The 25,427-nt window shown below is 37.1% G+C and carries 26 protein-coding genes and 1 tRNA gene; 23 read left to right on the forward strand and 4 right to left on the reverse strand.

Annotated features, from left to right (window positions below; genetic code table 11):
- Positions 1-16: 16 nt before the first annotated feature.
- From RT41_RS03840 to RT41_RS03930, 19 genes are all read left to right on the forward strand, one after another.
- On the forward strand, positions 17-886 hold the full coding sequence (locus tag RT41_RS03840) for a DNA polymerase III subunit delta' (protein WP_096817586.1): 870 nt from the start codon (positions 17-19) through the stop codon (positions 884-886).
- Positions 887-892: 6 nt separating this feature from the next.
- Complete coding sequence (ricT, locus tag RT41_RS03845; RefSeq protein WP_096817588.1) at positions 893-1,681, forward strand: regulatory iron-sulfur-containing complex subunit RicT; 789 nt, start codon at positions 893-895, stop codon at positions 1,679-1,681.
- A complete protein-coding gene (locus tag RT41_RS03850; protein ID WP_096817590.1) occupies positions 1,674-2,003 on the forward strand; it encodes a DNA replication initiation control protein YabA in 330 nt (109 codons plus the stop codon). Before ricT ends, RT41_RS03850 begins: the two co-directional genes overlap by 8 nt.
- Positions 2,000-2,866: a 16S rRNA (cytidine(1402)-2'-O)-methyltransferase gene (gene rsmI, locus RT41_RS03855; protein WP_096817592.1), complete on the forward strand. Its 867-nt coding sequence runs from the start codon at positions 2,000-2,002 to the stop codon at positions 2,864-2,866. The genes RT41_RS03850 and rsmI overlap by 4 nt, the downstream gene beginning before the upstream one ends.
- A gap of 140 nt (positions 2,867-3,006) precedes the next feature.
- A complete protein-coding gene (gene mvk / locus RT41_RS03860; RefSeq protein ID WP_096817594.1) occupies positions 3,007-3,939 on the forward strand; it encodes a mevalonate kinase in 933 nt (310 codons plus the stop codon).
- 83 nt (positions 3,940-4,022) lie between these two features.
- Positions 4,023-4,979 carry a diphosphomevalonate decarboxylase gene (gene mvaD / locus RT41_RS03865; protein ID WP_096817596.1) on the forward strand — a complete coding sequence of 319 codons (957 nt, stop codon included), beginning with the start codon at positions 4,023-4,025 and terminating at the stop codon, positions 4,977-4,979.
- Positions 4,972-5,976, forward strand: coding sequence for a mevalonate kinase family protein (locus tag RT41_RS03870; protein WP_096817598.1), 1,005 nt, complete (start codon positions 4,972-4,974; stop codon positions 5,974-5,976). Before mvaD ends, RT41_RS03870 begins: the two co-directional genes overlap by 8 nt.
- Complete coding sequence (gene fni, locus RT41_RS03875; protein ID WP_096817599.1) at positions 5,970-7,061, forward strand: type 2 isopentenyl-diphosphate Delta-isomerase; 1,092 nt, start codon at positions 5,970-5,972, stop codon at positions 7,059-7,061. The genes RT41_RS03870 and fni overlap by 7 nt, the downstream gene beginning before the upstream one ends.
- Positions 7,062-7,141: 80 nt before the next feature.
- Positions 7,142-7,765, forward strand: a complete 624-nt coding sequence (locus tag RT41_RS03880) for a superoxide dismutase (RefSeq protein ID WP_054639094.1) — start codon at positions 7,142-7,144, stop codon at positions 7,763-7,765.
- A 129-nt stretch (positions 7,766-7,894) separates the two neighbouring features.
- Positions 7,895-8,788 (forward strand): EamA family transporter RarD, encoded by an 894-nt coding sequence (gene rarD / locus RT41_RS03885; protein WP_096817601.1) that lies wholly within the window; start codon positions 7,895-7,897, stop codon positions 8,786-8,788.
- A 95-nt stretch (positions 8,789-8,883) separates the two neighbouring features.
- Positions 8,884-10,230 (forward strand): DEAD/DEAH box helicase, encoded by a 1,347-nt coding sequence (locus tag RT41_RS03890; protein WP_096817604.1) that lies wholly within the window; start codon positions 8,884-8,886, stop codon positions 10,228-10,230.
- Positions 10,231-10,251: 21 nt separating this feature from the next.
- Positions 10,252-10,863: a YdcF family protein gene (locus RT41_RS03895; protein WP_096817606.1), complete on the forward strand. Its 612-nt coding sequence runs from the start codon at positions 10,252-10,254 to the stop codon at positions 10,861-10,863.
- Positions 10,864-10,908: 45 nt separating this feature from the next.
- Positions 10,909-11,676, forward strand: coding sequence for a MurR/RpiR family transcriptional regulator (locus RT41_RS03900; protein ID WP_054639092.1), 768 nt, complete (start codon positions 10,909-10,911; stop codon positions 11,674-11,676).
- Between the two features lie 300 nt (positions 11,677-11,976).
- A complete protein-coding gene (locus RT41_RS03905) occupies positions 11,977-12,306 on the forward strand; it encodes a PTS sugar transporter subunit IIB (RefSeq protein ID WP_096817609.1) in 330 nt (109 codons plus the stop codon).
- A 100-nt stretch (positions 12,307-12,406) separates the two neighbouring features.
- Positions 12,407-12,757: a PTS lactose/cellobiose transporter subunit IIA gene (locus tag RT41_RS03910; protein WP_054639091.1), complete on the forward strand. Its 351-nt coding sequence runs from the start codon at positions 12,407-12,409 to the stop codon at positions 12,755-12,757.
- Between the two features lie 98 nt (positions 12,758-12,855).
- Entirely contained in the window at positions 12,856-13,596 is a 741-nt protein-coding gene (locus RT41_RS03915; protein WP_096817611.1) for a MurR/RpiR family transcriptional regulator, read from the forward strand.
- 296 nt (positions 13,597-13,892) lie between these two features.
- Positions 13,893-15,212, forward strand: coding sequence for a PTS sugar transporter subunit IIC (locus tag RT41_RS03920; protein WP_054639090.1), 1,320 nt, complete (start codon positions 13,893-13,895; stop codon positions 15,210-15,212).
- An 85-nt stretch (positions 15,213-15,297) separates the two neighbouring features.
- Positions 15,298-15,561 (forward strand): SemiSWEET transporter, encoded by a 264-nt coding sequence (locus tag RT41_RS03925; RefSeq protein WP_096817613.1) that lies wholly within the window; start codon positions 15,298-15,300, stop codon positions 15,559-15,561.
- Complete coding sequence (locus RT41_RS03930) at positions 15,558-17,048, forward strand: 6-phospho-beta-glucosidase (RefSeq protein ID WP_054639089.1); 1,491 nt, start codon at positions 15,558-15,560, stop codon at positions 17,046-17,048. Before RT41_RS03925 ends, RT41_RS03930 begins: the two co-directional genes overlap by 4 nt.
- A gap of 29 nt (positions 17,049-17,077) precedes the next feature.
- Here RT41_RS03930 and RT41_RS03935 read toward each other — a convergent pair whose 3' ends face one another.
- The 3 genes from RT41_RS03935 to RT41_RS03945 all read right to left on the reverse strand — a co-directional run bounded on the left by RT41_RS03935 (position 17,078) and on the right by RT41_RS03945 (position 18,483).
- The gene (locus tag RT41_RS03935) at positions 17,078-17,866 is read right to left on the reverse strand and encodes a hypothetical protein (protein WP_143467342.1); all 789 of its coding nucleotides are present in this window, start codon (positions 17,864-17,866) and stop codon (positions 17,078-17,080) included.
- A 177-nt stretch (positions 17,867-18,043) separates the two neighbouring features.
- A tRNA-Cys gene (locus RT41_RS03940) sits at positions 18,044-18,114 on the reverse strand.
- A 63-nt stretch (positions 18,115-18,177) separates the two neighbouring features.
- Positions 18,178-18,483 carry a GIY-YIG nuclease family protein gene (locus tag RT41_RS03945; protein WP_096817615.1) on the reverse strand — a complete coding sequence of 102 codons (306 nt, stop codon included), beginning with the start codon at positions 18,481-18,483 and terminating at the stop codon, positions 18,178-18,180.
- A 308-nt stretch (positions 18,484-18,791) separates the two neighbouring features.
- On the opposite strand from RT41_RS03945, the gene uvrA reads away from it, so the two are divergent.
- Together uvrA and RT41_RS03955 are read left to right on the forward strand one after the other, a co-directional pair.
- Positions 18,792-21,617, forward strand: a complete 2,826-nt coding sequence (uvrA, locus tag RT41_RS03950; RefSeq protein ID WP_096817617.1) for an excinuclease ABC subunit UvrA — start codon at positions 18,792-18,794, stop codon at positions 21,615-21,617.
- Entirely contained in the window at positions 21,610-22,194 is a 585-nt protein-coding gene (locus tag RT41_RS03955) for a uracil-DNA glycosylase family protein (protein WP_054639087.1), read from the forward strand. Before uvrA ends, RT41_RS03955 begins: the two co-directional genes overlap by 8 nt.
- A gap of 23 nt (positions 22,195-22,217) precedes the next feature.
- On the opposite strand, the gene RT41_RS03960 is transcribed toward RT41_RS03955, so the two are convergent.
- Positions 22,218-22,658: a GNAT family N-acetyltransferase gene (locus RT41_RS03960; RefSeq protein ID WP_096817619.1), complete on the reverse strand. Its 441-nt coding sequence runs from the start codon at positions 22,656-22,658 to the stop codon at positions 22,218-22,220.
- A gap of 160 nt (positions 22,659-22,818) precedes the next feature.
- On the opposite strand from RT41_RS03960, the gene RT41_RS03965 reads away from it, so the two are divergent.
- Positions 22,819-23,946 carry an AI-2E family transporter gene (locus tag RT41_RS03965; protein WP_054639085.1) on the forward strand — a complete coding sequence of 376 codons (1,128 nt, stop codon included), beginning with the start codon at positions 22,819-22,821 and terminating at the stop codon, positions 23,944-23,946.
- Positions 23,947-24,015: 69 nt separating this feature from the next.
- Positions 24,016-25,353 carry a hemolysin family protein gene (locus tag RT41_RS03970; RefSeq protein ID WP_096817621.1) on the forward strand — a complete coding sequence of 446 codons (1,338 nt, stop codon included), beginning with the start codon at positions 24,016-24,018 and terminating at the stop codon, positions 25,351-25,353.
- Positions 25,354-25,427 lie beyond the last annotated feature (74 nt).

Genomic DNA, 25,427 nt, shown 5'->3' on the forward strand with positions numbered 1-25,427 from the left:
CTTAGAAAGGGAAAATATGAAAATTGATGAGATACAACCTCAATTGTTGAATGAATTTAAGATGGTCCTTGCCCATCATCACTTAAGTCATGCGTATCTTTTCTCAGGCGGATTTGGCTCTTACGAAATGGCACTTTGGCTGAGCCAAGCCATTTTTTGTGAGCAACCAATGGATGCGCTCCCTTGTGGCCATTGTCGCACCTGTCGTCTTATTGAACAAGAAGAATTTGCAGATTTGCATCTTGTTGAACCAGATGGTCAAATGATTAAAACTGGCCAAGTCAGAGCGCTAAGCGAAGTTTTTTCCGAATCTGGTTTTGAAGGAAAGAGCAAAGTAATCATCATTCGAGAAGCAGACAAGATGCATCAAAATGCCGCAAATGCTTTACTTAAATCAATTGAAGAACCAGAAAATGACACATACATTTTCTTAATTAGTCAGAATGAAAACCTTGTTCTACCAACCATTCTATCACGTACGCAAGTGATAAAATTTCCAAAAAATATAGAGTACTTTAGAAACACTTTGGAAAAAAATGGAATTCTGAGGACACAGGCAGAATTACTTGCTCAAGTGACTGATTCAATTGAAGCAGCATTAAAAATAGGGCAATCGAGCTGGTTTAATGAGGGCTATAATAAGTGTTTGCAGGAAATAAAACTATTAAAATCATCTCCAGCTGACGCATTTTTGTACTTGTCAGCACTGACAGATACTTTTGATGATAAAGAACGCCAAAAAATTCTCTTTGATTTGTTAATTCATCTTTTTTATCAAGAAAAATGGATTGACAAAATACAAAAAACGTTTAAAGCTGTAAAAATGTGGCAGGCAAATGTAAGGTTGGAATCCTGCTTGAACTATATTGTTATGGAAAGTGAGTGACTGTGAATGATTGCGGAAATTAAATTTTCACATGGTGAACCCAATGTATTTGGAGAATGTGAATTTGAAGTGGCACCTAAAAACATAGTGATTTTTGATACCGAGAAAGGTGAAAATTACGGCCGCGTTCTCAGAATTTTTGATTCCAACCGAGCATTTGAATTTAATCCCGAAGTTCAAATATTACGGCATGCAACTGAAGAGGATCTCGCAAAAATTGAACTTGTTGAAGCAGAATCCCAGGAAGCTAAAAAACAGGTACGAGAATCTGTAATAATGATTGGTTTAGACATGAAAGTCGTTGATGTCGCTTATAATCTCGAAAAAAATCAACTTTTCATCTCATTTACAGCAGACAAAAGAGTTGATTTCCGTGAATTGCTCAAAGCTTTGGCGGCGTCTTTCCATGCTCGAATTGAGCTGAGACAGATTGGACCAAGAGATGCGGCAAGGATTTACGGTGGAATTGGTCCTTGTGGCCGCCCACTTTGTTGCTCTGAATTTATCTATGAATTTCCCAATGTTTCAATCAAAATGGCAAAAAATCAAGCGTTGTCTTTGAAACAAAATAAATTGAATGGTTTGTGTGGTCGCTTAATGTGCTGTCTGACTTATGAAAATGATTTTTATAAAGAAGCACAAGAACAATTTCCTGATTTTGGTCAGGATGTAAAGACGCATGATGGAAAAGGGCGCGTGATTGGGTTAAATATTCTTAAGCATCAAGTAAAAGTAAAATTGGAAAATGGCATCAAAGATTTTGATGTTACAGAGTTGGAAGGTGTTCATGGCTGACAAAAAAGAAATTTTGGAACAATTAAATATACTCGAAGATGCACTCAATCAAACTTTAGCTCAGGTTTCTTCAATACGTCAAAAATTGGAAGATTCTCAGCGTGAAAATGCAACTTTAAGAATGGAATTAGAAAAAGTCCGCGAACATTTAGCGGAATTAGAAAAACATGAGGTTCAGGAAACGACCTCAACAAGTGACGAACCAAATCCGACATTAATTAACATTTTCAATGAAGGCTTTCATGTTTGCCATTTACATTACGCAGAACGTCTAGATGAAGGCGAATCTTGCTTAGATTGCTTGGAGTTACTCTATCGATGATCCCAATACAACGTTCATTTAAGGGCGAAAAAACGGCTGGAAAACTTTATCTTGTGCCAACGCCCATTGGTAATATGCAAGATATGACATTGCGTTCATTAGAAACGCTTAAAACAGTTGATTTGATTGCAGCAGAAGACACAAGAAATACTCAAAAATTGTTGAATCATTTTGAAATTAAAGTGCCTCAAGAATCATTTCACGAATATAATTCTTTTGAAAAAATTCCGAAATTGCTTACCATTTTGGAATCTGGCCAGTCCATTGCACAAGTTTCAGATGCAGGAATGCCTTCAATTTCGGATCCTGGACATGATTTAGTTGTCGAAGCGATTAAACGTGGTATCGATGTTGTAGCACTACCAGGTAGTTCTGCAGGGATTACAGCCCTCATTGCTTCAGGCCTTGCTCCACAACCACATATCTTTTATGGCTTTTTGCCCCGTAAAGCAAACGAACAGAAAAAGTTTTTGGAAACTAAAAGACAATATCCAGAAACGCAAATTTTTTATGAAAGTCCATTTCGTGTAGCAGATACTTTAAAAAATATGGTTGATGTATATGGCGACCGGCATGTCGTTTTAGTTAGAGAATTGACTAAAATCTATGAAGAATATCGTCGTGGGAAAATTTCAGAGGTGCTCGATTCATTGACCGAGCAGCCAATCAAAGGCGAATGTTTAATCATCGTTTCAGGAGCAGATAAAGAAGAACTTGAGCAGGTGGACAGTACGGTTCCACCACTTGAGGCAGTAAAAATACTGATTGAAGCCGGTGTAAAAACAAATGCAGCTATAAAACAGGTGGCAAAAGAACGGGGCTTAAATCGTCAAGAACTCTACGCTCAATATCACGAATTGTAAGACTTCAACTTGCCTATTTTAGGGGAAGTTTTTTTCTGAGGACTATAAAATTTGCCTTTTAGAAACTTTTACTTGATTTTAAGGCATAAATTTTATAAAATATTCCAGTACGTTTCGTACTTTACAGGAGATTTTTCTGAATGACTATAAATAAAATGGGCATAGGTATGGCTCATTCCAAATTAATCTTAATTGGTGAACACTCAGTCGTTTACGGACAGCCAGCCATAGCGCTCCCTGTTAATATTTTAAAAACAACTGTTACCATTTCAGCAACTCGTGCTGGTCAGTATATTGAGAATTCTGAATCCCGTCGACGACTTGATTTAATGGACGATGAGTTCGAAGGAATTCGTCAGTTAATATTGAAATTATTGCAAAAATTTGAAAGTCCACGGTTGACCTTCTCACTTGAAATTGACTCAAATATTCCACAAGGACGTGGTCTTGGTGCATCAGCGGCTTTAGCTACAGCAACAACGCGTGCTTTCTTTGATTTCTTTGAAAGTGAATTGACAAATCAAGAACTCCTTTATTTTGCCAATTTTTCCGAAAATATTACTCATGGTCGCGCATCAGGGATTGACGTTGCTACTGTAAACTCTGAATTACCCCTCTGGTTCATCAAAAATCAGCCGATGGAACAAATTGAGTTAAATCTGGCCGGTTATCTTGTCATTGGTGACACAGGTATTCATGGTTTAACCAGTCAAGCAATCAGTATTGTACGTGAGAGACTAAACGAAGAAAAAGAAAAAACGTTGGATGAAATCGCCAAATTGGGTGAATTAGCTGCTGAATCAAGAGATTATCTTAAAACCAACAGACTTGCTGATTTGGGGAAAGTGATGAATAATGCGCATCACATTCTATCTGAACTGGGAGTTTCACACCCTCGATTGGATGCAATGGTAAAAACAGCCAAAAGTAATGGCGCTTTAGGTGCTAAATTGACCGGTTCTGGACTCGGTGGAGTAATGGTTGCTCTGGCTTCAAATGAAAAAGATGCCATCAGAATCAGTCAAAAATTATTAAAAAATGGTGCCAAAAACACATGGATTTACTCTTTTTAAAATAGAAATATAAAATAAAAATAAGGCGTACCAAATCAAAGGTACGTTTTTCGTTTGTAAGAAAAATTTGATATAATAAGAATATGACAAAACTAGCAACTGCAAGGGCGCATACAAATATTGCCTTGATTAAATATTGGGGGAAAGAAAATGTTGCACTCAATATTCCAACAACAAGTAGTCTTTCTCTGACGCTTGACCAATTTTATACGACAACGTCAGTTGAATTTACTGACAGTTCAAAAGATGAATTGATATTGAATGGTATCAGTACTGACAGCACAAGGGTTAGTAAATTCTTAGACCTCTTCCGTCAACAAGAAGGAAATTTTTCTAAGATTTTGGTCAGATCTGAAAATCATGTTCCCACGGCGGCCGGCTTGGCCTCAAGTGCTTCCAGTTTTTCAGCCTTGACAGGAGCGATGTTTAACCTACTTGAACTGCCAAACGATGTACAAGAAATGTCAAGGATGGCTCGTAAAGGTTCTGGCTCAGCATCTCGTTCAATTTTTGGAAATTTTGCAGTCTGGAACAAAGGGGAGGACGATCAATCTTCGTATGCTGAAAGTTTTTACGATGAAGACATTAATTTGACTATGATTGTGGCTGAAATTTCATCATCGATGAAAAAAATGTCGTCGACAAAAGGAATGCAACTCGCTCAGACAGCACCAACCTATGGGGCTTGGGTTGAAAAGGCGGCACATCAACTTGAAGAAATGAAAGCGGCAATTCGTGCAAAAGATATTGAAAAAATCGGCTTGATTGCACAAGATAATGCTTTGGGGATGCATGAACAAAATCGTAACTCAATTGAACCCTTTGATTATTTTACAGTGCAGACCCGTCGAGTGATTGACTTTGCAAAACAGTGTTATGAATCAGGGCTGCTTGCATTTGTAACGATTGATGCGGGGCCAAATGTCAAAATTATTACTGACCGAGCGAGTGAAACTGAATTGCTAAATAAATTCAAAGTAAATTTTCCGGAGATTCCTTTTGAAGTAGCACATGCGGGAGAAGGATTACGTTATGTCTGAGTCGGTTACAATTAAAATACCTGGGAAACTATTCATTGCTGGTGAATATGCCGTGGCTCGCCCACAAGGGGAGGCACTCATCGCAGCAGTTGAAACTGATTTTGTTATTAGCGTGAGTGAAAGTAGTGGGAATTCTCGACTTGAGACCAATGTAAATCTACCAACTCTGGATTTTGACATAAATAATTTTGAGATTCCAGATAATGGTTGGAATTTTGCTTTGTGTGCTTTGCGAAACCTTTTACAAGGTCAAAATAGAGCGGGCTTGACACTAAAAAAATATCCACAACTCACCATCAAAATTAATAGTGAGCTAGGTTATGGTGAAAACAAAAAAGGTTATGGCTCTTCAGCATCAGTAGTAGTTGGTATTGTGAAGGCAGTCAATCAGTTCATGAAATTAAAGATTGACAAAAGTAAAGCCTTCGAGTATGCTGCCAAAGCACACTTTGAAATTCAAGGCTCTGGATCAATGGGAGACGTTGCATCTATTTTATCGGGGGGCATCATTTATTACCAGTCTCCAGATGTGAATTGGCAGAATTGGAAAATCGAAAATTCAGAACTGTATCATCCACAATGGCAAGCTTATATCGTTATGACAGGTAAGAGTGTGAAAACTGGGGACAAACTCAAAATTAACTTAACCGAAAAATTTTATGAGACTTCAGATGAAATTGTAAATAAAATCAAGGCTTTGAATCAAAAAAAATATTTTGAACAAAAAAAATTTCAATTGTTCAAGAAATTGATTTTAGCCAATCAAAGTTTATTGGCAGATACCTTGCCCGAAGGTTATGTGACCGAAAAATTAGCTTTTGCATTAAATATTATTAATCGTCAAGAAAATCTTGTCGGTAAAATTTCTGGTTCAGGTTTTGGTGAAAATATCATTGTTTTCGCTAAAAATGAAAAAGGAATCAAGAAAGTGACTGGTCAATTAGCTAGAAAAGGCATTAGTATCGAAAAAATTAGAATTGCGGATGAACAATGGTAAGAGAAAAAGAAATTCATCAACATCGAAAAGATGAACATATTTCCTTGGGACTAAAAAATTGGAGGTTCAAGGAGCAATGGCCAGAATTTTCTGGTTTAAAATTTTCAGATGTTCGCTTGATTCCACAAGGTTTACCTGAATTGGCGCTGTCTGAAATTGATTTATCGGTGCAGCTTTTTGGATATCAATTTGCATTTCCCTTCTACATTGAGGCGATGACTGGAGGATCCACATTAGGGACATCGATTAATGAACAATTAGCAGAAGTTGCTGCTCAACAAAGTCTTGCTCTAGCGGTGGGGTCACAATCTGTGGCGATTAAATTCCCAGAACTGGCCGCTGATTATCGTAAATTGCGTCGTATCAATCCCAATGGCTTCATGTTTGCTAATTTAGGTGCACATCATAATTTGGAATCAGCAAAAAAAGCTGTTGATATGTTAGAGGCAAATGCACTTGAATTGCATATTAATGTGGCACAAGAACTAACCATGAAGAATTCAGAAGGTGATCGCTCATTTTATTGGTTGGAAAATATTAATGAAATTGCAAATAAACTCGACGTCCCCGTAATTGTGAAAGAAGTAGGCTTCGGTTTTTCACAAGAGATGTACAGACAGCTCGCTCAAACTGAGATTGCAGCCATCAATATTGGTGGTAAGGGAGGAACAAATTTTGCCTGGATTGAACACGAACGTGGGGGAGAATTCAAACTTGATGATTATGGGCTAACAACCGTGGAAAGTCTACTTGAGGCTGAAATTTCAGGAAACAGAAAAGACCTTATTGCCACAGGTGGAATTCAAGACGCGCAAGAAATAATTAAGTCACAGATGTTGGGGGCCAAATTAGTTAGTTCGGCTGGCTTCATGCTCCATACATTGAGAAGTGAAACTGATGGGGTACAGGCCTTGAATCGGAATATTGAGCAGTGGAAAGAAGAATTGAGACGGTTTTATTTATTACAGGGGGCACGCGATTTATCGCAACTTCAAACACGTGAATTGCTCATGAGTCCAAATGCTCAGCTTTTTTCAGATGTGAGAAAAAAATCACAAATTGATTACTTGGTGAAATCTAAATAAAATTATATAATTAGAATATAATTAAAAATATGTGAATAAAAGCTAATGTTCACATTTAATTAAAATGGAGGAGATTTCTTATGACTTACACATTACCAGAATTGCCTTACGCTTATAACGCTTTGGAACCTTTCTTTGATGAAGAAACAATGCGTTTGCACCATGACAAACACCATGCTACTTATGTAAACAATCTCAACGCTGCTGTTGAAAAACACCCAGAATTGTTCGAAAAATCAGTTGAAGAATTGGTTGCTGGACTAAATGAGTTACCAGAAGACATTCGCGGTGCTGTTCGTAACAATGGTGGTGGACATTTGAATCACGGTCAATTTTGGAATTGGCTCCGTCCAAATACAGATGGTTCAGCTAACCATGCTGATGCCGAAATTGGTGATGCAATTGCTAAAGAATTTGGTGATTTTGAATCATTTAAAGCCCAGTTCAAAGCAGCTGCAACAGGTCGTTTTGGATCTGGTTGGGCGTGGCTTGTCGTCGACAAAGAAGGAAAATTGAAAGTTGTTTCTACAGCAAATCAAGATAACCCAATTACTGATGGTTTGACACCAGTTCTTGGACTTGATGTTTGGGAACATGCTTACTACCTCAAGTATCGTAACGTTCGTCCTGACTACATTGAAGCATTCTTCAATCTCGTTAACTGGGATAAAGTCAATGAACTTTACGCTGCCGCTACTAAATAATATTTTACACATTTTATATAGGTAAGAAATTCTGTCAGTTATGACAGAATTTTTTTATTTTTTACTGGCGCCAGGTTTATTGATTTGCGTTATAATGGTCAAGGAAAAATTTTATGAATTAGGGATTTTATGAAAAATCAAAAGCAAATTGGAATTATTTTGGGCATCGGATGTTATCTCATGTGGGGAGCTTTAGTTTATTATTGGCATCTTTTGTCAAAAATCAATTCGATTGAAGTATTTTCCTATCGGATATTATTTACAATCGTCAGTATGTTTCTTTATTTTATCGTTAGTAAGAAGACAAAAAAATTGAATTCAGAAATGAAAGCACTAATTAATAATAAAAGGTCGTTGAGTTTAGCAGCCTTGGCGAGTCTTTTTTTAGGAATCAATTGGCTAGTTTTTATTTATGCCGTGACGATAAATGAAGCAACGCAGGCCAGTATCGCCGGTTTTATAATGCCTTTGGTCTCCGTTGTGCTGGCTCTTATTTTTTTGCATGAACAATTTGACAGATTTATGGTAATTTCATTATTGCTTGCCGCAACAGGTGTCATTTTAATGATTAGCAGCTCGGGACAATTCCCTTTGTTGACCATTATAATGTCGGTTTGTTTTCCAATTTACGGATTATTAAAAAAATTTTATCGCTTATCAAGTGATGTTGCGATGGTTTTTGAATCTTCTATTTTAATGCCGTTTATTTTGATTTATTTAATTTTCTTCGCAAAGCATGCCTTATGGAATTATTCTCCTTTGACCATTTTTTATCTAGTACTATCTGGCCCAGTTACGGCTGTCCCACTCTTATTATTCGCAGAAAGCATTAAACGAGCTCCTTTAAGTTTGATCGGTTTTATTCAATATTTAAATCCAATTGTTTCGCTTGTCCTTTCGGTTACAGTTTTAGGCGAAAGCTTGTCTAAAGCTGACGCGAAAAGTCTGATATTTATTTGTGCTGGAATTTTAATCTTTGCAATAGGTGAATTCATTTTAGCAAAAAAAAAGCAAGTAACCTAAATGGTCTTTTTTTGGTATAATAAAGAGAAGTCCCTTCCATGGGAAAAACGACTACGAAATTTCAACAGTAAAGTTATCAAATCAGAAAGAACAACATGAAATTTACAGCATTCAACTTTAAATCTTATATTAACGAAACATTGGACGCGATTGGTTTTACTGAACCAACAGAAGTCCAAGAAAAATTGATTCCAATTGTGCTTTCGGGACGCGACTTAGTCGGTGAATCAAAAACAGGGTCTGGTAAGACACATACTTTTCTTTTACCTATTTTTCAAAATCTTGACTTGAGTAAAAATGAAGTTCAGGCAGTTATTACTGCGCCGTCAAGAGAACTCGCTACTCAGATCTACCATGCAGCTCAGGAATTTACAAAATTCAACGACGAGATTCGCATTTCTAATTTTGTTGGTGGTACAGACAAAGCACGCCAAATCAAAAAACTTGAACAAAATCAACCTCATATTGTTATAGGAACACCTGGTCGTATTCACGACTTGATTGGTTCAAATTCCCTTTTAGTTTATACCGCTAAAACATTTGTTGTTGATGAAGCAGACATGACACTAGATATGGGCTTTTTGACCGACGTAGACCGGATTGCCTCAAGTTTTGGGAAACAGGTTCAAATGCTTGTGTTTTCTGCAACGATTCCACAAAAATTGCAACCCTTCTTGAAAAAGTATTTGCACAATCCAATGATGGAAAAAATCGCTAACCATGCTGTCATTGCTGACACCATCGAAAACTGGTTAATTTCAACTAAAGGGGTTAGCCGCAACGATCTTATTTTGAGAATCACTAAGATTATTAATCCATACATGTGTATGATTTTTGCAAACACCAAGGGTCGCGTCGATGAAATCCATCATTTCTTGGTCAGCAATGGTCTCAAAGTTGCCAAAATTCATGGGGATGTTCCGCCTCGTGAACGTAAGCGTATTATGAATAGTATCCGTAACCTTGATTATCAATATGTTGTAGCGACTGATATTGCTGCTCGTGGAATTGATATTGAAGGCGTAAGTCACATCATTAATGATGAAATTCCTCAGGATTTAACTTTCTTTGTTCACCGTGTCGGACGCTCTGGCCGAAACGGCTTGACTGGTACAGCGATTACACTTTATGCTCCATCAGATGATGCGGCAATTCGTGAAATTGAAAAGATGAACGTTAAATTCATTCCAAAAGCAATTAAAAATGGTGAAATCGTTGACTCTTATGACCGTGATCGCCGTGAAAATCGGACAAAAAAACAAGACACCTTATCAACGACAACTCTTGGAGCACTTGCAAAAGCTAAGAAACGTAAACACGTTAAACCAAACTATAAACGCGCGATTAAGTGGGCTGTCGAAGAAGAAAACAAGAAAAAACGCCGCGCTGCGCGTAATAAAGACAACCGCAAGAAACGCGATAGTCGCAAACAAACCTTTTAATTGATTCAAAAAGAGACTTAAATGTTTAAGAATTTACGGGGAAAATTATTTTTCAAGTTTTTAGTCGCCTGCCTTCTGATTGTCTTCTTTTACCTAGGCATATGTTTCGGGTTGGTGCTGACCAAAATCAACGACCGACCACAAAATTTGGTAGGTTATGACACGATTTTAGTCTTGAGAAGTCAAATTAATGGAAAAACGTTGGCTACATCTTATCCGGCGACTGTGACACAGAATCGTCTGGATGCAGCAATTAAAATTGCGCACAAAAATCCTTCATCGAAACTTATCGTCTCTGGTTATCAAGGTTCAAATGAATTTGTTCGTGAGGCCGATGGGATGGCCCGTTATCTAGAAAATAATGGCATTTCAGCCACACGAATTATTAAAGAAGAAAAAGCACGAAACACATATGAAAATCTGGCCAATTCAAAGCACTATTTTCGCGGGAAAGTCATCGTCGTGACAAGTGATTTTCATTTGGAACGGAGTTTGATTTTGGCAAAGAAGCAACATTTGAGAGGATTGACGGGTTATGCCGCTCCAACGACTATCAAACAGCCCTTCTTATATACAGGCTACTATGGACATGAAGTCTTGGGGCTTGCTCGTGCCTTGATTTTGGGCAAATGACTTGCTATAATTGATATATACCAATTATTTTTTGAAAGGAAATCGATGTTTCAACCTGAGCAATTAAGTAAACTTAATGATTTAGAATCACTTGTTTTTGATTTTATTATCAAATCTCCTGAAAAGGTTCAGCAGATGACAATTCGAGATTTAGCCAGTCGGGTTCATGTTTCGACATCTACGATTGTTCGGCTATCAACCAAACTTGGTTTTGAAGGGTGGGCTGATCTCAAGTATTACCTGAAGAGTCAATTCCGTGAGAAAACCCCAGAAGAGCAGCATTATGACAATATGCTTGAATTTGATTTATTCTTGCGACGAATGAATGCCGACACTTACCAGAAAAGATTGAATGCGGCCGCACAATTGATTGCGGATGCGGATTATACTATATTTCTCGGCATCGGCACATCAGGCTCTCTGAGTGATTATGCTACAAAATATTTTGTTAACACAGGGCTACGGAGCTTTGTCATCTCTGACCCTTTTCAAGCCGTTCAAGTGAAAGGAATGGGAAATATTGTTGCAATTATTTTATCTGTTTCGGGGGAAACGACACAAGTAGTTAATAAAGAACTTGAGTTTAAATCGGATGGTGCAAAAATAATTTCGATTACAAATAATGAGGACTGTACAGTCGCAAAATTAGCTGATTTACAACTTTCATATAATTTAGTAAACGAATGGTCTAAAATGTACCCACTTGGAAATTTAACAACACAATTGCCCGTGCTGGCAATTTTAGAAATTTTGTCCCACAAAGCGATTGAATTAAATGTAAAACAAGAACAAGCACAAGAAAAGAAATTGTAAATATTAAAGGCCTTATTCATAGGGCTTTTTTTATTTTAATAAATAAAATAATATTATACAGTACGATTTGTAATAATTATTTTGATAAAAAGTGAATTAGTCAAAGGCAAGTTTATCAATTATAGGATTGATAAAGGAGAGATATTCTCTACAATCGTACGTCTTTTTGAATTATGTTTCAAAATCTGTAACAAACGAGTTATGTTTACGCTTGCATTTAAAAAATGAAAGCGATATAATAGAACCATGAAGAAAAGGTAACAGTTTTGTTTCCTAAAAAAACGAAAGAGGAATTATTATATGGCTGAAAAAGTAATTGCACTTGCCTGTGCTGCTGGTATGTCAACATCATTGTTAGTTTCAAAAATGCAGAAAGCTGCTGCAGAAAAAGGAAAAGATTATGAAATCTTTGCTAAATCTACTGCAGACATCGATAATATGCTTGCTGGCGTTGGCTCTGCTAAACCAGATGTATTGCTTTTAGGCCCACAAGTGGCATTCATGAAAGGTGAAGTAGCTAAAAAAGCTGCTGCAGCTGGAGTGCCTATGGACGTTATCAAAATGCAAGATTATGGTATGATGCGCGGAGATAAAGTTCTTGTTACAGCTGAAGCTTTAATGGGTGAATAATTAAATTGATAATAATGATAAAGGAGCGTAAGAGCTCCTTTGTTATGCAAAAAAATAAAAAATTTGTTTCAACTTTTGTAACAAATACAAGGAGGAAAAAATGAGCGATAAATACGAAAATCCAACTAGCGATGAATATATGGAAGTTGTTATGGGAATCATTATGAGTGGTGGGAATGCAAAAGGATTGGCCTTCCAAGCAATTCAACAAGCGAAAGAAGGGAATTTTGCAGAAGCAGAACAATCACTGACTGACGCTAGCAATGAACTTCGCAATGCTCATGATGTTCAAACTGATCTCTTGACTCGTCTGGCTCAAGGTGAAAAAATTGGCTGGAACCTTTACATGGTTCATGCGCAAGATCACTTGATGAATGCAATTACATTCAAAGATTTGGCCGTTGAACTTGTAGGTCAAGAAAAACGAATTCAAGCATTAGAAAATAAATAATAATTAACAAAACAATAAGAGTTACTTCACGTGATTCTTATTTTCTTTTAAATTAAAATTTGGTAAGATAATATTAACAAAACAATTAAGGAGAACTCATGAGTTTTTTTGGTAATATTGATTTTCAAAATCTCACCTATACTGAAAAAGTAATTTACAACTATTTAAAGAATAATCTTGATAAAATTCCTTACATGCATGTCCGTGACATTGCAACAGAGGCCCATGCAGGTTCCTCAAGTGTCATGCGGCTCATTCATAAAATGGGATTTGATTCATATATTGACTTTAAAGGATACATAAAAAAGCAACAAACCGTTAAAAATGAGCAAGATTCACTCTTTAAATCCTTTTCAGAGCATGATTTTCCTGATAATTTAGATGAAATATTAGATGAAATGGCTTCTCAAATCGTGGCTTCTGATAATTTAATCTTCACTGGTGTTGGTGCAAGTGGTCTTATCTGTGACTATGCATCACGTCGTTTTGCAGGAATTGGGATTAATAGCTTTTCTTTTTCGGATGTTACCTATCCGATTGCTTCAAAATTGAGAAATACGGCATATACCTTTATGATTTCGCTTTCTATATCAGGTGAAACGGGTGAAATTATTGAAGTTCTGAATAGTCTTCGTGCCAACAAGGATATTACAATTGCAACAATTACACCGAACCCAAGTTCGACAATTGCTGAATTGAGCGATATTGTCCTCCCATATAACGTTGAGGAACGCAGGGTGGGCTTGCATTTTGATCTATCGAGTCAGCTTCCAGCAGTATTTTTAATTGAAAGTCTAACAGAAAAGGTCTTTCAAATGACAAAAGAGATAGACTATTAGGACGGTCTCTTTTATTTTGTTCAAGAAAAGGAAAAGAGTGTCTTGGCACAATTCGTGCCAATTGTGGAACGGTGCCAAAATTGAGAAAACGCATTCAAAATAGATGAACGACCTTGTATTTCGGTTTCAAATGATATAAAATGAAAATGTAAAAGCTTACACGAAGATGCTCATGTTCTGTATCTGATCAATAGAGAACTCAAGTGGTGCACCCAAATGTATTTGGTTAACATTTGAAATGTGAAATCTGAGTGACATTTTTAAATTTATTTATTATTAAAGGAGCATTAGTTAAAATGAACGATTTTATTCAAAATAAAATTATGCCTCCAATGATGAAATTCTTGAATACACGCGCAATGTCTGCAATCAAGAACGGAATGCTTTATCCAATTCCATTCATTATCATTGGTTCTGTCTTCCTTATTTTAGGACAATTGCCTTGGCAAGCTGGTCAAGATTTTATGAACAAGATTCACCTTGGCCCCCTTTTCTTGCAAATTAACAACGCCTCATTCGGCATTATGGCTTTACTAGCTGTTTTTGGGATTGCTTATTCTTGGGTTTCTGACGCTGGATTCGAAGGCGCACCTGCTGGTTTGACAGCAATTATTGTGCACATCCTTCTTCAACCCGACACCATTAAAACAGTTACTTCTATTGCTGATCCAACTAAAATTTCAACAGCATATCAAGTTTCTGGTGTTATTGATCGGACTTGGCTCGGTGGTAAAGGAATGGTCCTTTCTATCATCGTAGGTTTATTGGTAGGATGGATTTATTCAGCATTCATGCGTAAAAACATCACCATTAAAATGCCTGAACAAGTTCCAGCTAACGTAGCTGCTTCATTTACAGCACTTGTTCCCGCGGCAGCAATCATCTCTCTTGCTGGTGTGGTTCACGGATTCTTCACAATTGGACTGCACGAAACATTCATCGAATGGGTGTATAAGGTGATTCAAGCTCCATTACAACATGCGGTTGATGGCCCTGGGGGAGTTTTCTTAATCGCCTTCTTGCCAGTATTTATCTGGTTCTTTGGTGCTCACGGTGCAACAATTATTGGGGGGATCATGGGCCCATTGCTTCAAGCCAATGCCGCTGATAATGCAGCATTGAATAAAGCACATGAATTGACTTTGTCACACGGCGCTCACATTGTTACACAATCATTCATGGACCAATTCATTACAGTAACAGGTTCAGGATTGACAATTGGTTTAGTTATCTTCTTGCTTTTCGGTGCCAAATCTGTCCAAATGAAAACCATCGGACGTATGGAAATCGGTCCCGCGATCTTCAATATCAATGAACCTGTCTTATTCGGATTGCCAATCGTATTGAACCCAATTTTGGGTATTCCATTCTTCCTTGCACCACTTGTTTCAGGTTTTGCAACATACTACGCAATTTATTTTGGAATCATTCCTCCATTTAATGGTGCAGTTATTCCATGGACGACCCCAGCTTTGATTTCTGGTTTCCTTGTTGGTGGCTGGCAAGCAATGTTGTGGCAAGCATTAATGCTCGTCCTTACAGTTGTTATCTACTGGCCATTTGCTAAGAAATATGACAATATCCTACTTGCTGAAGAAGAAGGAACAGAAGTTTAATTGAATTGTACCCCCCAAGCTCAAGACAATTCTTGAGCTTGTTTTGTGTAATAGATAAATTATTTAAGGGAAAAATGAGATTGATATGATAAACTTTATCGGTATAATAGCAGCTATTCTAACAACGAGTGCTTTTTTGCCACAGGCCATCATGACAATTAAAACAAGAGATACTGAGGGACTCTCTCTTCCGATGTATGTCATCATGGCGTGCGGTAATTTGCTTTGGCTATTTTATGGCTTGCTCTCGAAAAGTATACCTGTGACGTTAGCGAATGCCGTTACGGTTTGTTTTGTTGGAATAATATTAATTTTTAAGATATTAGATGTGAAAGAAGGAAAAAAATGACATTAAGAAAAGATTTCTTATGGGGTGGAGCAGTTGCAGCACACCAACTAGAAGGTGGTTGGAATGCGGGAGGGAAAGGTCCTTCTGTAGCTGATGTAATGACCGCAGGAGCAAATGGCGTCGAACGTCAAATTACTGACGGCGTGATTGATGGTTTAAATTATCCGAATCATGAGGCAATTGATTTTTATCACCGTTATAAAGAGGATTTGAAATTATTTGCTGATTTGGGTCTTAACTGTTTCAGAACATCAATAGCGTGGACAAGGATTTTTCCAAAGGGAGATGAACTTGAACCTAATGAAGAAGGACTCCAATTCTACGACGATTTATTTGACGAGTGTCTTGCGAATGGAATTGAGCCGGTCATTACATTGTCCCATTTTGAAATGCCCTACCACTTAGTTACTGAATATGGTGGTTTCAGAAACCGCAAATTGATTGACTTCTTTGTTCGTTTTGCTGAAGTAGTTATGAAGCGATACAAAAATAAAGTTAAATACTGGATGACATTTAACGAAATTAACAATCAAGCCAATTTCAATCGTGATTTTGCTCCATTCACAAATTCTGGATTGAAATTTACTGATTCAGACAATCGTGAGCAAGTGATGTATCAAGCAGCACACTATGAATTAGTTGCTTCAGCAAAAGTAGTTGAACTGGGGCATCAAATTAATCCTGATTTTGAGATTGGTTGCATGATTGCGATGTGTCCAATTTATCCAGCCACTTGTAAGCCTGAAGATATGATGGCAGCTACTGTTGCAATGCAACGTCGATATTGGTTTGCTGACGTTCATGTGCGTGGGCATTATCCAGCTTATTTGAAAGCATATTTTAACCGTAAAAAGTTCAATCTTGACATAACTGATGAAGATCTGTCAGCTCTGGAAAAAGGTTGTGTTGACTACATTGGATTCTCATACTACATGAGCTTTGCAATTAAGGATCAAGCTGACCAAACCGACCGAGTACATTTACATGGTGATATTGACGAACATGGCTATCAAAGAGAATTAGGTGCGCCTGCGTTTGACTACCTTGAAGATAGTGACCTTGTTAAAAATGATTATGTTAAAGCTAGTGAATGGGGCTGGCAAATTGACCCAATGGGCTTACGTTGGTCAATGTCTTGGTTTTATGAACGGTACGAAAAACCATTATTCATCGTAGAGAATGGGTTTGGGGCTGTCGACGAAGTGGAACCTGATGGTTCAATTCATGATCAATATCGCATAGATTATCTCGAAGCTCATATTAAAGCTATGAAAGATGCGGTTGAATTCGAAGGTGTTGATTTAATGGGATATACTCCTTGGGGCTTTATTGACCTTGTTTCAGCAGGGACAGGAGAAATGAAGAAACGCTACGGCATGATTTATGTCGATAAAGACAATGAAGGCAACGGAACACTTGACCGGAGCGAAAAAGACTCCTTTGCATGGTACCATGATGTGATCAAGTCTAATGGTGAAAACTTATAAAAGAAAAACGTCCAATAGTGGACGTTTTTTTATTTTTCACGGATATATTTTCCATTATCGGGATTGTAGGTTACCAAAAAAGCAGATCCGTCCGGTAACACTTCATAGAGTCCAACAGTCCCTGTACCTCCGCCTGCAGCAATAGACTTGGAAACAACTTTAATGATATAACCTTCACCGTATTTCGTAGGAACATAGGCATAATCATTTCCACTTATTTTAGAGACTTTCTTCAAAATCGCAATTGCGTTATCTGAGGAGAAAACGGGCTTCACTGGAATTTTTCCTGGCTTAAAATCGGTTGTTTTCCCCTGATTATCTGGGTCATTCATGATTTGAATACTGCTCATTGAATAAGCATGGTCACCGAAGAGGAATTTGATTTGACCTTTATTAAAAGTGTAGGTTTGGCTAATGGTTGGACTTAAAGTTTCAGTGAGATAGGTTTCATGGTTTGTAATAACCTGACCAACTAATTTTTGTTGAGCGTTATAATAATATATTTTGTCCGAGATGACAATGTAAGTGCCGACTGGGCTGACATAAGTTCCAGCAAAAGCTTTTAATTCACCAGAGGTAAATACGTACAATCCCTCAGGATAATATTCGCTCGAAGAAGAACTTGAACGGGTCTCCGTTTTAGTTGAGGAACTGCTGCTTTTTGATGAAGGTTTGGACGCTTGGGATGAAGATTTTTGGACTTGAGTAGAAGAACTTGACTCGATGGAACTTTGCCTTGTTTGGTTGCTACTCGGAGATGAACAAGCGGATAAAATAAGGCAACAAGAGATCGATATAATTAGACTCCATTTTTTCATAATATTTCTCCTCGGTCATAAGATAGCATTAATATTATTGAAAAATAAATAATATAAACAAATAAGAAATAGTCTTTTAATAACATGATTATATCATATAAAAAAAGTCAAAAAGTAATAAATTACTTTAAAAATCGAAAAAAAAATCGTTTAAATACGATTTTAAATGGATATAAAAGGCGACGGTCGGATTTGAACCGACGATTAAGCTTTTGCAGAGCCATGTGTTACCACTTCACTACGCCGCCACAACCTTTACTATTATATCGGAAATCATCTTGAAAATCAAGAGGGAGCTTAGTATGGATATATTAGGACTTTTGACGAGCCATTTGATACGCTTCGTATGCTGACTTTATCCCGTTGCTCTCGATGAGTTGGAGTTTTTCTTTTCGAATGAGTTTATGCTTAAACCACCATTCACATTTGGTTGCATTTGATTTATCAGCGAATTGAACTTGTGCCACTAGTTGTACAGGGCGCCTTGTTTTCGTATATTTCGCACCATTGCCTGAGTTATGTTTTGCAACTCTTTTTTCGACGTTGTCTGTGTAACCACAATATAAGGTATTGTCAGAACAGCGGACAACATAGGTATAATAAGATTTTTTCTTCATTTAATTACTCTTCCGATCGCGAGACAATAAAAACGGGTCAATGAAATTATATCAAAAAAGTGATAATAAAGGTTTATAGTTTTTTATGATGTTTTGTTGACCTATTCGTGGTATAATAAAGCTAAAATAAGGCTAAAAAATTGAAAAAAGCTATATTTCGAATATAAATTTATTTGGCAAAGTAGTTGGTGAAAGTGTTACTTTTCTTTAGCTTATTGTAAAAAAGCAATTAACAAATTATTTCTTAATGTAATAATTTAAATTAAAGTGTAGAAAATTAAAGAAAAAAACAATATAAAGGATTAAGAATGCCTCAAGATAAAATCGTTATTCACGGTGCTCGTGAACACAATTTAAAAAACATTGATGTGACAATTCCACGTGACAAATTAGTCGTTGTGACTGGAGTCTCAGGCTCTGGAAAATCATCACTTGCCTTTGAAACATTATATGCAGAAGGACAACGAAGATACGTAGAATCTTTGTCTGCGTACGCTCGCCAATTTTTAGGAAATATGGATAAACCAGATGTAGATAGTATTGACGGCCTATCTCCCGCTATTTCCATTGACCAAAAAACAACCAGTAAAAATCCACGTTCGACTGTTGGGACGGTGACTGAAATTAATGACTACCTCCGTCTTCTTTTTGCAAGGGTGGGGGAACCATTTTGTGTTAATGGGCATGGTAAGATTTCGGCACAATCTCCTGAGGAAATTGTAAACCAAGTTTTAGAGTTGCCAGAACGGTCAAAATTACAAATTTTGGCACCGATTATCCGCGGAAAAAAAGGCCAGCATCAGAAAATTTTTGAACGAGTTCAAAAAGAAGGTTATGTCCGAGTTCGTGTTGATGGAGAAGTAGTTGATGTGACAGAAGTTCCGGAACTCGATAAAAATAAAAAGCACAACATAGAAATCGTAATTGACCGTATCGTCGTCAAAGAAGGCATCCGTTCTCGGTTATTTGATTCAGTTGAGGCTGCTTTGCATCAATCAGAAGGCTATGTCATTATTGACAAGATGGATGGAGAGGAACTTTTATTCAGTGAGTTCTATGCCTGCCCCGTTTGTGGTTTTACAGTTCCTGAACTCGAACCACGGCTTTTCTCTTTTAATGCTCCATTTGGTTCATGTCCCGATTGTGACGGTTTAGGTGTTAAACAAGAAGTCGATGTTGATTTAGTCATTCCTGATGAAACAAAAACGTTAGCTGAGGGGGCTATTTCAGCCTGGAATCCAATTTCAAGTAACTATTATCCCACGATGCTTAAATGTATGTGTGACAGCTTTGGGATTGATATGAATACCCCTTGGGAGAAAATGTCGGACGAAGAAAAACAAATTGTACTATTTGGTTCCGGTGAACGTGAATTCCATTTTTACTATGTGGGCGATTTTGGCAATGTTTCCGACAAAAACATGGTCTTTCAAGGCGTGGTAAACAATATTGAACGTCGCTTTCGCGAAACAAGTTCAGACTATACTCGTGAAACCCTACGTGCCTATATGACAGAGTTACCATGTACCACTTGCCATGGCTTCCGCTTGAATGATCAAGCACTTTCGGTCAAAGTGAATGGCAAGCACATCGGCGAGATCTCCAATTTTGCCATAGGGGATGGCTTAGAATTTTTGTCTGCATTGACTTTATCAAAACAGTCAGAAATGATTGCACATCCTATTGTTAAAGAAATTATCGATCGTTTAACATTTTTAAAAAACGTCGGTTTAGATTATCTGACACTGTCTCGTTCTTCGGGGACACTGTCTGGTGGAGAATCACAACGAATTCGTTTAGCTACACAAATTGGTTCTAATCTGTCAGGTGTCTTGTATATTCTTGACGAGCCTTCAATTGGGCTTCATCAGAGAGACAATGATCGATTGATTGAATCTCTTCAAAAAATGCGTGACTTGGGAAATACGCTTATTGTCGTTGAACATGACGAAGACACAATGAAAGCAGCAGACTGGTTGATCGACGTTGGTCCAGGAGCAGGGGATCTCGGAGGCGAAATAATTGCATCTGGGACACCTGCTCAGGTTATGAAAAATAAAAAATCTTTAACCGGACAATATTTGGCTGGCACAAGAAAAATTCCTATTCCTACAAAACGACGTCCGATTGACACCAAGCGAATGGTCAAAATTACTGGTGCGAGTGAGAATAATCTGAAAAATTTGGATGTTGCATTTCCACTTGGAATCATGACAGCAGTAACTGGTGTTTCTGGTTCTGGAAAATCAACACTGGTAAACTCAATATTGAAAAAATCTTTGGCTCAGAAATTGAACCATAATTCAGAAAAACCAGGAAAACACAAATCAATCAGTGGTTTCAAAGAAATTGAACGATTAATTGATATTGATCAAAGTCCAATTGGGAGGACACCGCGTTCTAATCCGGCTACCTACACCTCGGTTTTTGATGATATCAGAGGCCTTTTTGCCGAAACCAATGAAGCGAAAATTCGTGGTTACAAAAAAGGTCGATTCAGCTTTAATGTTAAAGGTGGTCGATGCGAAGCCTGTTCTGGTGACGGAATAATCAAAATTGAAATGCATTTTCTGCCTGATGTTTACGTACCTTGCGAAGTTTGCCATGGCAGACGCTATAATTCAGAAACGCTAGAAGTACATTATAAAGGAAAATCAATATCAGAAATTTTGGATATGCGCGTGTCTGACGCCCTTGAATTTTTCCGTCATATTCCTAAAATTGAACGGAAATTGCAAACCATTGTTGATGTTGGTCTGGGTTACGTTACTTTAGGACAGCCAGCCACGACACTTTCTGGTGGCGAAGCACAACGAATGAAATTAGCATCAGAATTACAAAAACGTTCAACAGGAAAATCACTATATATTCTTGATGAACCAACGACAGGATTACATTCAGAAGACATTGCCACATTATTGAGAGTTTTGGATCGCCTAGTCGAACAAGGAAATACTATCGTTGTTATCGAACATAATCTTGACGTCATTAAATCGGCTGACTATATTATTGACCTTGGTCCAGAAGGTGGAGTCGGCGGTGGGACAATCCTTGCTCAAGGAACACCAGAAGAAGTAGCAAAAGTCAAAGAAAGCTATACAGGGCAATACTTGAAGGCGAAATTAAATGACTAAATTCGAAGAAATTTTTGATGCAATTAAAGCCGATAAAGAAAATCAAGGATTTACAAAAGAGGGAATTGAACCGCTCTATTCGGCTAATGAAAATGCCAGAATTTGTCTCATAGGGCAAGCTCCTGGACGAATCGCACAAGATAAAAAAGAATATTGGGATGACCCATCAGGGGATCGACTACGTGATTGGTTGGGGATGGATCGACAAACATTTTACACCTCAAACAAATTATCTATCATGCCAATGGATTTTTACTTCCCGGGGAAAGGCAAGTCGGGAGACTTGCCGCCACGAAAAGGTTTTGCAGCAAAATGGCACCCACTTTTATTGGACGAAATGCCTCAATTGGAGCTCATAATTTTAATTGGTCAGTATGCTCAGAAATATTATCTTCACCTTAAATCTACTGAGAAGATTACAACGGTAGTTCGTCAATTTGAAAGTTACCAGCCCAAATATTTTCCTCTCGTTCATCCATCTCCTCGAAATAATATTTGGATTGCCAAAAATAAATGGTTTGAAACTGATGTTTTACCAGCTTTAAAAAAAAGAGTGTCAGAAATAGTTAAAGATTAATTTGAGAAGATAAAAAAACACTATTACAGTGTTTTTTTCATCGTTATATGTTTGATGCCAGCCTCTTCAAATATCTCTCCCTCTTCCACAAAACCAAATCGGGGATAAAAACCACGTGCCGTCAACTGGGCATGCAAAATTAGAGTTTCCACTTGATTTTTTTGTGCAAAGCAAATCAACTCTTTTAAAAGCTGACTGGCCAAATGTTTCTCCCGTTCTTCCTTTAGAACAGCCATTCGTTGAACAAGTCCTGATTTTTTATCTTCATAAAGCAATAAACGTACGGTTCCAGTAGCTTTTTTTTCATCATAACTGACAAAATGTACTGATGTAGCCTCTTCAAGAGCATTTCCAACCTCTAGTTCGTAAGGCACGCCTTGCTCCTTAACGAAGACTTCGTTTCTGATGCGGAGGGCATCAAAATAAATATCTGACATGGTGTCGCGTGTAATTTTAATTTCCATATGACAAATAGACTTTCTATATCATTAATATGAAGTCTACTGGACAATCGGTCAGTTTGCGAAATAGACTTTTATTTATTATAATAAAAATTATATCAAAAAGAAAATTTTGTCAGTGCTGACAGCATCTTTTTATTGCTGACAAGAAGAAAAGGGGATTATGTTTAAACAAAGTAAATTATTTTTTTGGACAATAGAAATCTTGGCTGTTGCCTTATTGATTTTTCTCTTGACCAAAATCGGTTTTATTTTCCAACCAGTTAGAACGCTCTTAGCCTTGTTATTTATTCCATTCATTATTGCGGGATTTCTTTATTATATTTTCAATCCACTTGTTCAATTATTGGAACGAAAGTTTAAAGTGAATCGCTCATTGAGCGCTCTGCTGGTGATTGTAATAATCTTTGCTGTATTATTTTTCGTTATTGCATCAATTATTCCAAACATCATCAATCAATTAACCAGTTTAATTACTGCAACAGGAAAACTTTTCCCACAAATTAAAGATTGGGTTGAATCACTCGCTACAAACCCACGTTTCAGTGACCTTTATAAACAAGTTGATGCCAATAGTTTGCTTGATAAAGTCAACATTTCTTATGTCGATATATTACATAATTTACTGAATAATATTACCATTAGTATTGGGAGTGTTGTTGGTGTTGTTTCAAGTATCGTCATGGTATTGATTTTAGTCCCTATTTTACTCTTTTACATGATAAAAGATGGAGAAAAGGTAATTCCATTCTTACGAGAACATGTTCTAATAGAAGATAAATTAAATATTTTTGAGCTTCTTGAAAATATGAATCATACCATTTCTCGGTACATTAGTGGCGTTGCGCTTGATGCGCTATTAGTTTTTGTAGTTGTTTTCATTGGTTATTCAATTCTGGGGATTCCTTATGCTTTCTTATTCGCAATCTTCGCTGGAATTACTAACATCATTCCCTATGCAGGCCCGTATATCGGCGTCCTTCCAATGATTTTCACGGTCGTTATTGATCGGCCATGGACTGCAGTGTTCGCAACAGCGTATGTTTTAATTCTTCAACAAATTGATGGAAATGTCGTTTATCCAAAAATTATTGGTAATGCAATTAAAATTCACCCCGTGACTGTCATGGTATTGATGTTAATTTCGGGGAGTCTCTACGGGATAGTCGGAATGATTATCGCTGTGCCAACTTATTCGCTTGTAAAAGAAATCGTCAAATTTGTGAATAGCCTTTATCGAAATCATCAAAAGCAGAAAAAGATTCAAATTATAGATAGAAATGTGTTATAATAGTCATCATTGATAAATAAAATGTTACAAAACAGAATTTTATCAAAAATTTAAACCATAGGAGCAAAAATGCCAAACCCGGATCCCGAGATATATAGTATAATCTCGCAGATTTTATTACTTATCTTTCTAACAGCATTAAATGCCTTTTTCTCTGCAAGTGAAATGGCTTTAGTGTCACTAAATCATTCTCGCATCGAACAAAGAGCGAGTGAAGGCGACAAACAATATTTAAATTTACTTAAGGTCATTGATGATCCCACACGTTTTCTTTCTACCATTCAGGTCGGAATTACATTCTTGAACATCTTTGCTGGGGCCAGTTTATCAGGAAGTTTGACAAGTGCCATTGCACCATTATTTGGAAATTCTCAAACTGCTCAAACGATAACCAATTTTGTTATTCTTCTTTTATTGACTTTTTTCACAATTGTATTCGGTGAACTTTTACCAAAACGGATTGCGCAGGCACTGAAAGAACAGGTGGCACTAAAATTTGTTCGTCCATTACAGATGGTTGGTATTGTCTTACGTCCATTCATCTGGTTACTCACGGTATCAATTAACGGAATTGTTAAAATATTGCCTATTAAGTTTAATGAAGGCGAAGAAAACATGACCCGCGATGACTTTGAATATTTGGTCAGCAATGACGAAACAGCGCTAGATGAAGATGAACGTGGAATGTTAGCAGGTATTTTTAGTCTTGACGAACTTTTAGCTCGAGAAATCATGGTTCCCCGAACAGATGCATTTATGATTGACATCAATGATGACACTCAAGAAAATATTGAAAAAATATTGAACGAGGCCTATTCTCGTGTTCCTGTCTACGATGATGATAAAGATCACATCCTGGGTGTGCTTCACACGAAGAAGTTGTTAAAATATGGTTTTAAAAACGGATTTGAAAACGTCGATATCCGTGTTATGCTTCAAGAAGCATTATTTGTTCCAGAAACAATTAATGTTGATGATTTAATTCTCGAACTAAGGCGTACCCATAACCAAATGGCTCTCCTCCTTGATGAATATGGTGGAGTTGTTGGGATTGTAACCCTTGAAGACATGCTCGAAGAAATTGTCGGAGAAATTGAAGACGAATCAGACGTAGCAGAAAAAGAAGTATATAAACTAAGTGACTTAATGTACATTGTTCAAGGTAAAATGACCATCAATGACTTCAACGAAGAATTTGAAACACATTTAGAAAGTCAAAATGTGGATACAATTGCTGGCTATTTCATATCAACCACAGGTCAAATTCCTGATCGAGGTGAGCAAGTCAGCCTTCGAATAGATAATGCAGATGATCATTTCACATTAGTGAGTCTTGAAAATGATGGGAAACGTATTGTAAAACTTCGTGTAGAGTTAGATCCCCTACCCGAAATCAATGCTAATTAAAAAGAATAGCTTTTGCTATTCTTTTTAATTTTTCTGAATTGCTTAAAAACGCAGTAATCAAAGGGGTGAAGAGG

Source organism: Lactococcus fujiensis JCM 16395 (genome assembly GCF_002441655.1).
GTDB lineage: Bacteria > Bacillota > Bacilli > Lactobacillales > Streptococcaceae > Lactococcus > Lactococcus fujiensis.

Excerpts from the sequence above, each read along its gene's own strand:
- RT41_RS03840 (WP_096817586.1), top strand. The coding sequence starts at position 17 with ATGAAAATTGATGAGATACAACCTCAATTGTTGAATGAATTTAAGATG.
- ricT (WP_096817588.1), top strand. The coding sequence starts at position 893 with ATGATTGCGGAAATTAAATTTTCACATGGTGAACCCAATGTATTTGGA.
- RT41_RS03850 (WP_096817590.1), top strand. The coding sequence starts at position 1,674 with ATGGCTGACAAAAAAGAAATTTTGGAACAATTAAATATACTCGAAGAT.
- rsmI (WP_096817592.1), top strand. The coding sequence starts at position 2,000 with ATGATCCCAATACAACGTTCATTTAAGGGCGAAAAAACGGCTGGAAAA.
- mvk (WP_096817594.1), top strand. The coding sequence starts at position 3,007 with ATGACTATAAATAAAATGGGCATAGGTATGGCTCATTCCAAATTAATC.
- mvaD (WP_096817596.1), top strand. The coding sequence starts at position 4,023 with ATGACAAAACTAGCAACTGCAAGGGCGCATACAAATATTGCCTTGATT.
- RT41_RS03870 (WP_096817598.1), top strand. The coding sequence starts at position 4,972 with ATGTCTGAGTCGGTTACAATTAAAATACCTGGGAAACTATTCATTGCT.
- fni (WP_096817599.1), top strand. The coding sequence starts at position 5,970 with ATGGTAAGAGAAAAAGAAATTCATCAACATCGAAAAGATGAACATATT.
- RT41_RS03880 (WP_054639094.1), top strand. The coding sequence starts at position 7,142 with ATGACTTACACATTACCAGAATTGCCTTACGCTTATAACGCTTTGGAA.
- rarD (WP_096817601.1), top strand. The coding sequence starts at position 7,895 with ATGAAAAATCAAAAGCAAATTGGAATTATTTTGGGCATCGGATGTTAT.
- RT41_RS03890 (WP_096817604.1), top strand. The coding sequence starts at position 8,884 with ATGAAATTTACAGCATTCAACTTTAAATCTTATATTAACGAAACATTG.
- RT41_RS03895 (WP_096817606.1), top strand. The coding sequence starts at position 10,252 with ATGTTTAAGAATTTACGGGGAAAATTATTTTTCAAGTTTTTAGTCGCC.
- RT41_RS03900 (WP_054639092.1), top strand. The coding sequence starts at position 10,909 with ATGTTTCAACCTGAGCAATTAAGTAAACTTAATGATTTAGAATCACTT.
- RT41_RS03905 (WP_096817609.1), top strand. The coding sequence starts at position 11,977 with ATGGCTGAAAAAGTAATTGCACTTGCCTGTGCTGCTGGTATGTCAACA.
- RT41_RS03910 (WP_054639091.1), top strand. The coding sequence starts at position 12,407 with ATGAGCGATAAATACGAAAATCCAACTAGCGATGAATATATGGAAGTT.
- RT41_RS03915 (WP_096817611.1), top strand. The coding sequence starts at position 12,856 with ATGAGTTTTTTTGGTAATATTGATTTTCAAAATCTCACCTATACTGAA.
- RT41_RS03920 (WP_054639090.1), top strand. The coding sequence starts at position 13,893 with ATGAACGATTTTATTCAAAATAAAATTATGCCTCCAATGATGAAATTC.
- RT41_RS03925 (WP_096817613.1), top strand. The coding sequence starts at position 15,298 with ATGATAAACTTTATCGGTATAATAGCAGCTATTCTAACAACGAGTGCT.
- RT41_RS03930 (WP_054639089.1), top strand. The coding sequence starts at position 15,558 with ATGACATTAAGAAAAGATTTCTTATGGGGTGGAGCAGTTGCAGCACAC.
- RT41_RS03935 (WP_143467342.1), bottom strand. The coding sequence starts at position 17,866 with ATGAAAAAATGGAGTCTAATTATATCGATCTCTTGTTGCCTTATTTTA.
- RT41_RS03945 (WP_096817615.1), bottom strand. The coding sequence starts at position 18,483 with ATGAAGAAAAAATCTTATTATACCTATGTTGTCCGCTGTTCTGACAAT.
- uvrA (WP_096817617.1), top strand. The coding sequence starts at position 18,792 with ATGCCTCAAGATAAAATCGTTATTCACGGTGCTCGTGAACACAATTTA.
- RT41_RS03955 (WP_054639087.1), top strand. The coding sequence starts at position 21,610 with ATGACTAAATTCGAAGAAATTTTTGATGCAATTAAAGCCGATAAAGAA.
- RT41_RS03960 (WP_096817619.1), bottom strand. The coding sequence starts at position 22,658 with ATGGAAATTAAAATTACACGCGACACCATGTCAGATATTTATTTTGAT.
- RT41_RS03965 (WP_054639085.1), top strand. The coding sequence starts at position 22,819 with ATGTTTAAACAAAGTAAATTATTTTTTTGGACAATAGAAATCTTGGCT.
- RT41_RS03970 (WP_096817621.1), top strand. The coding sequence starts at position 24,016 with ATGCCAAACCCGGATCCCGAGATATATAGTATAATCTCGCAGATTTTA.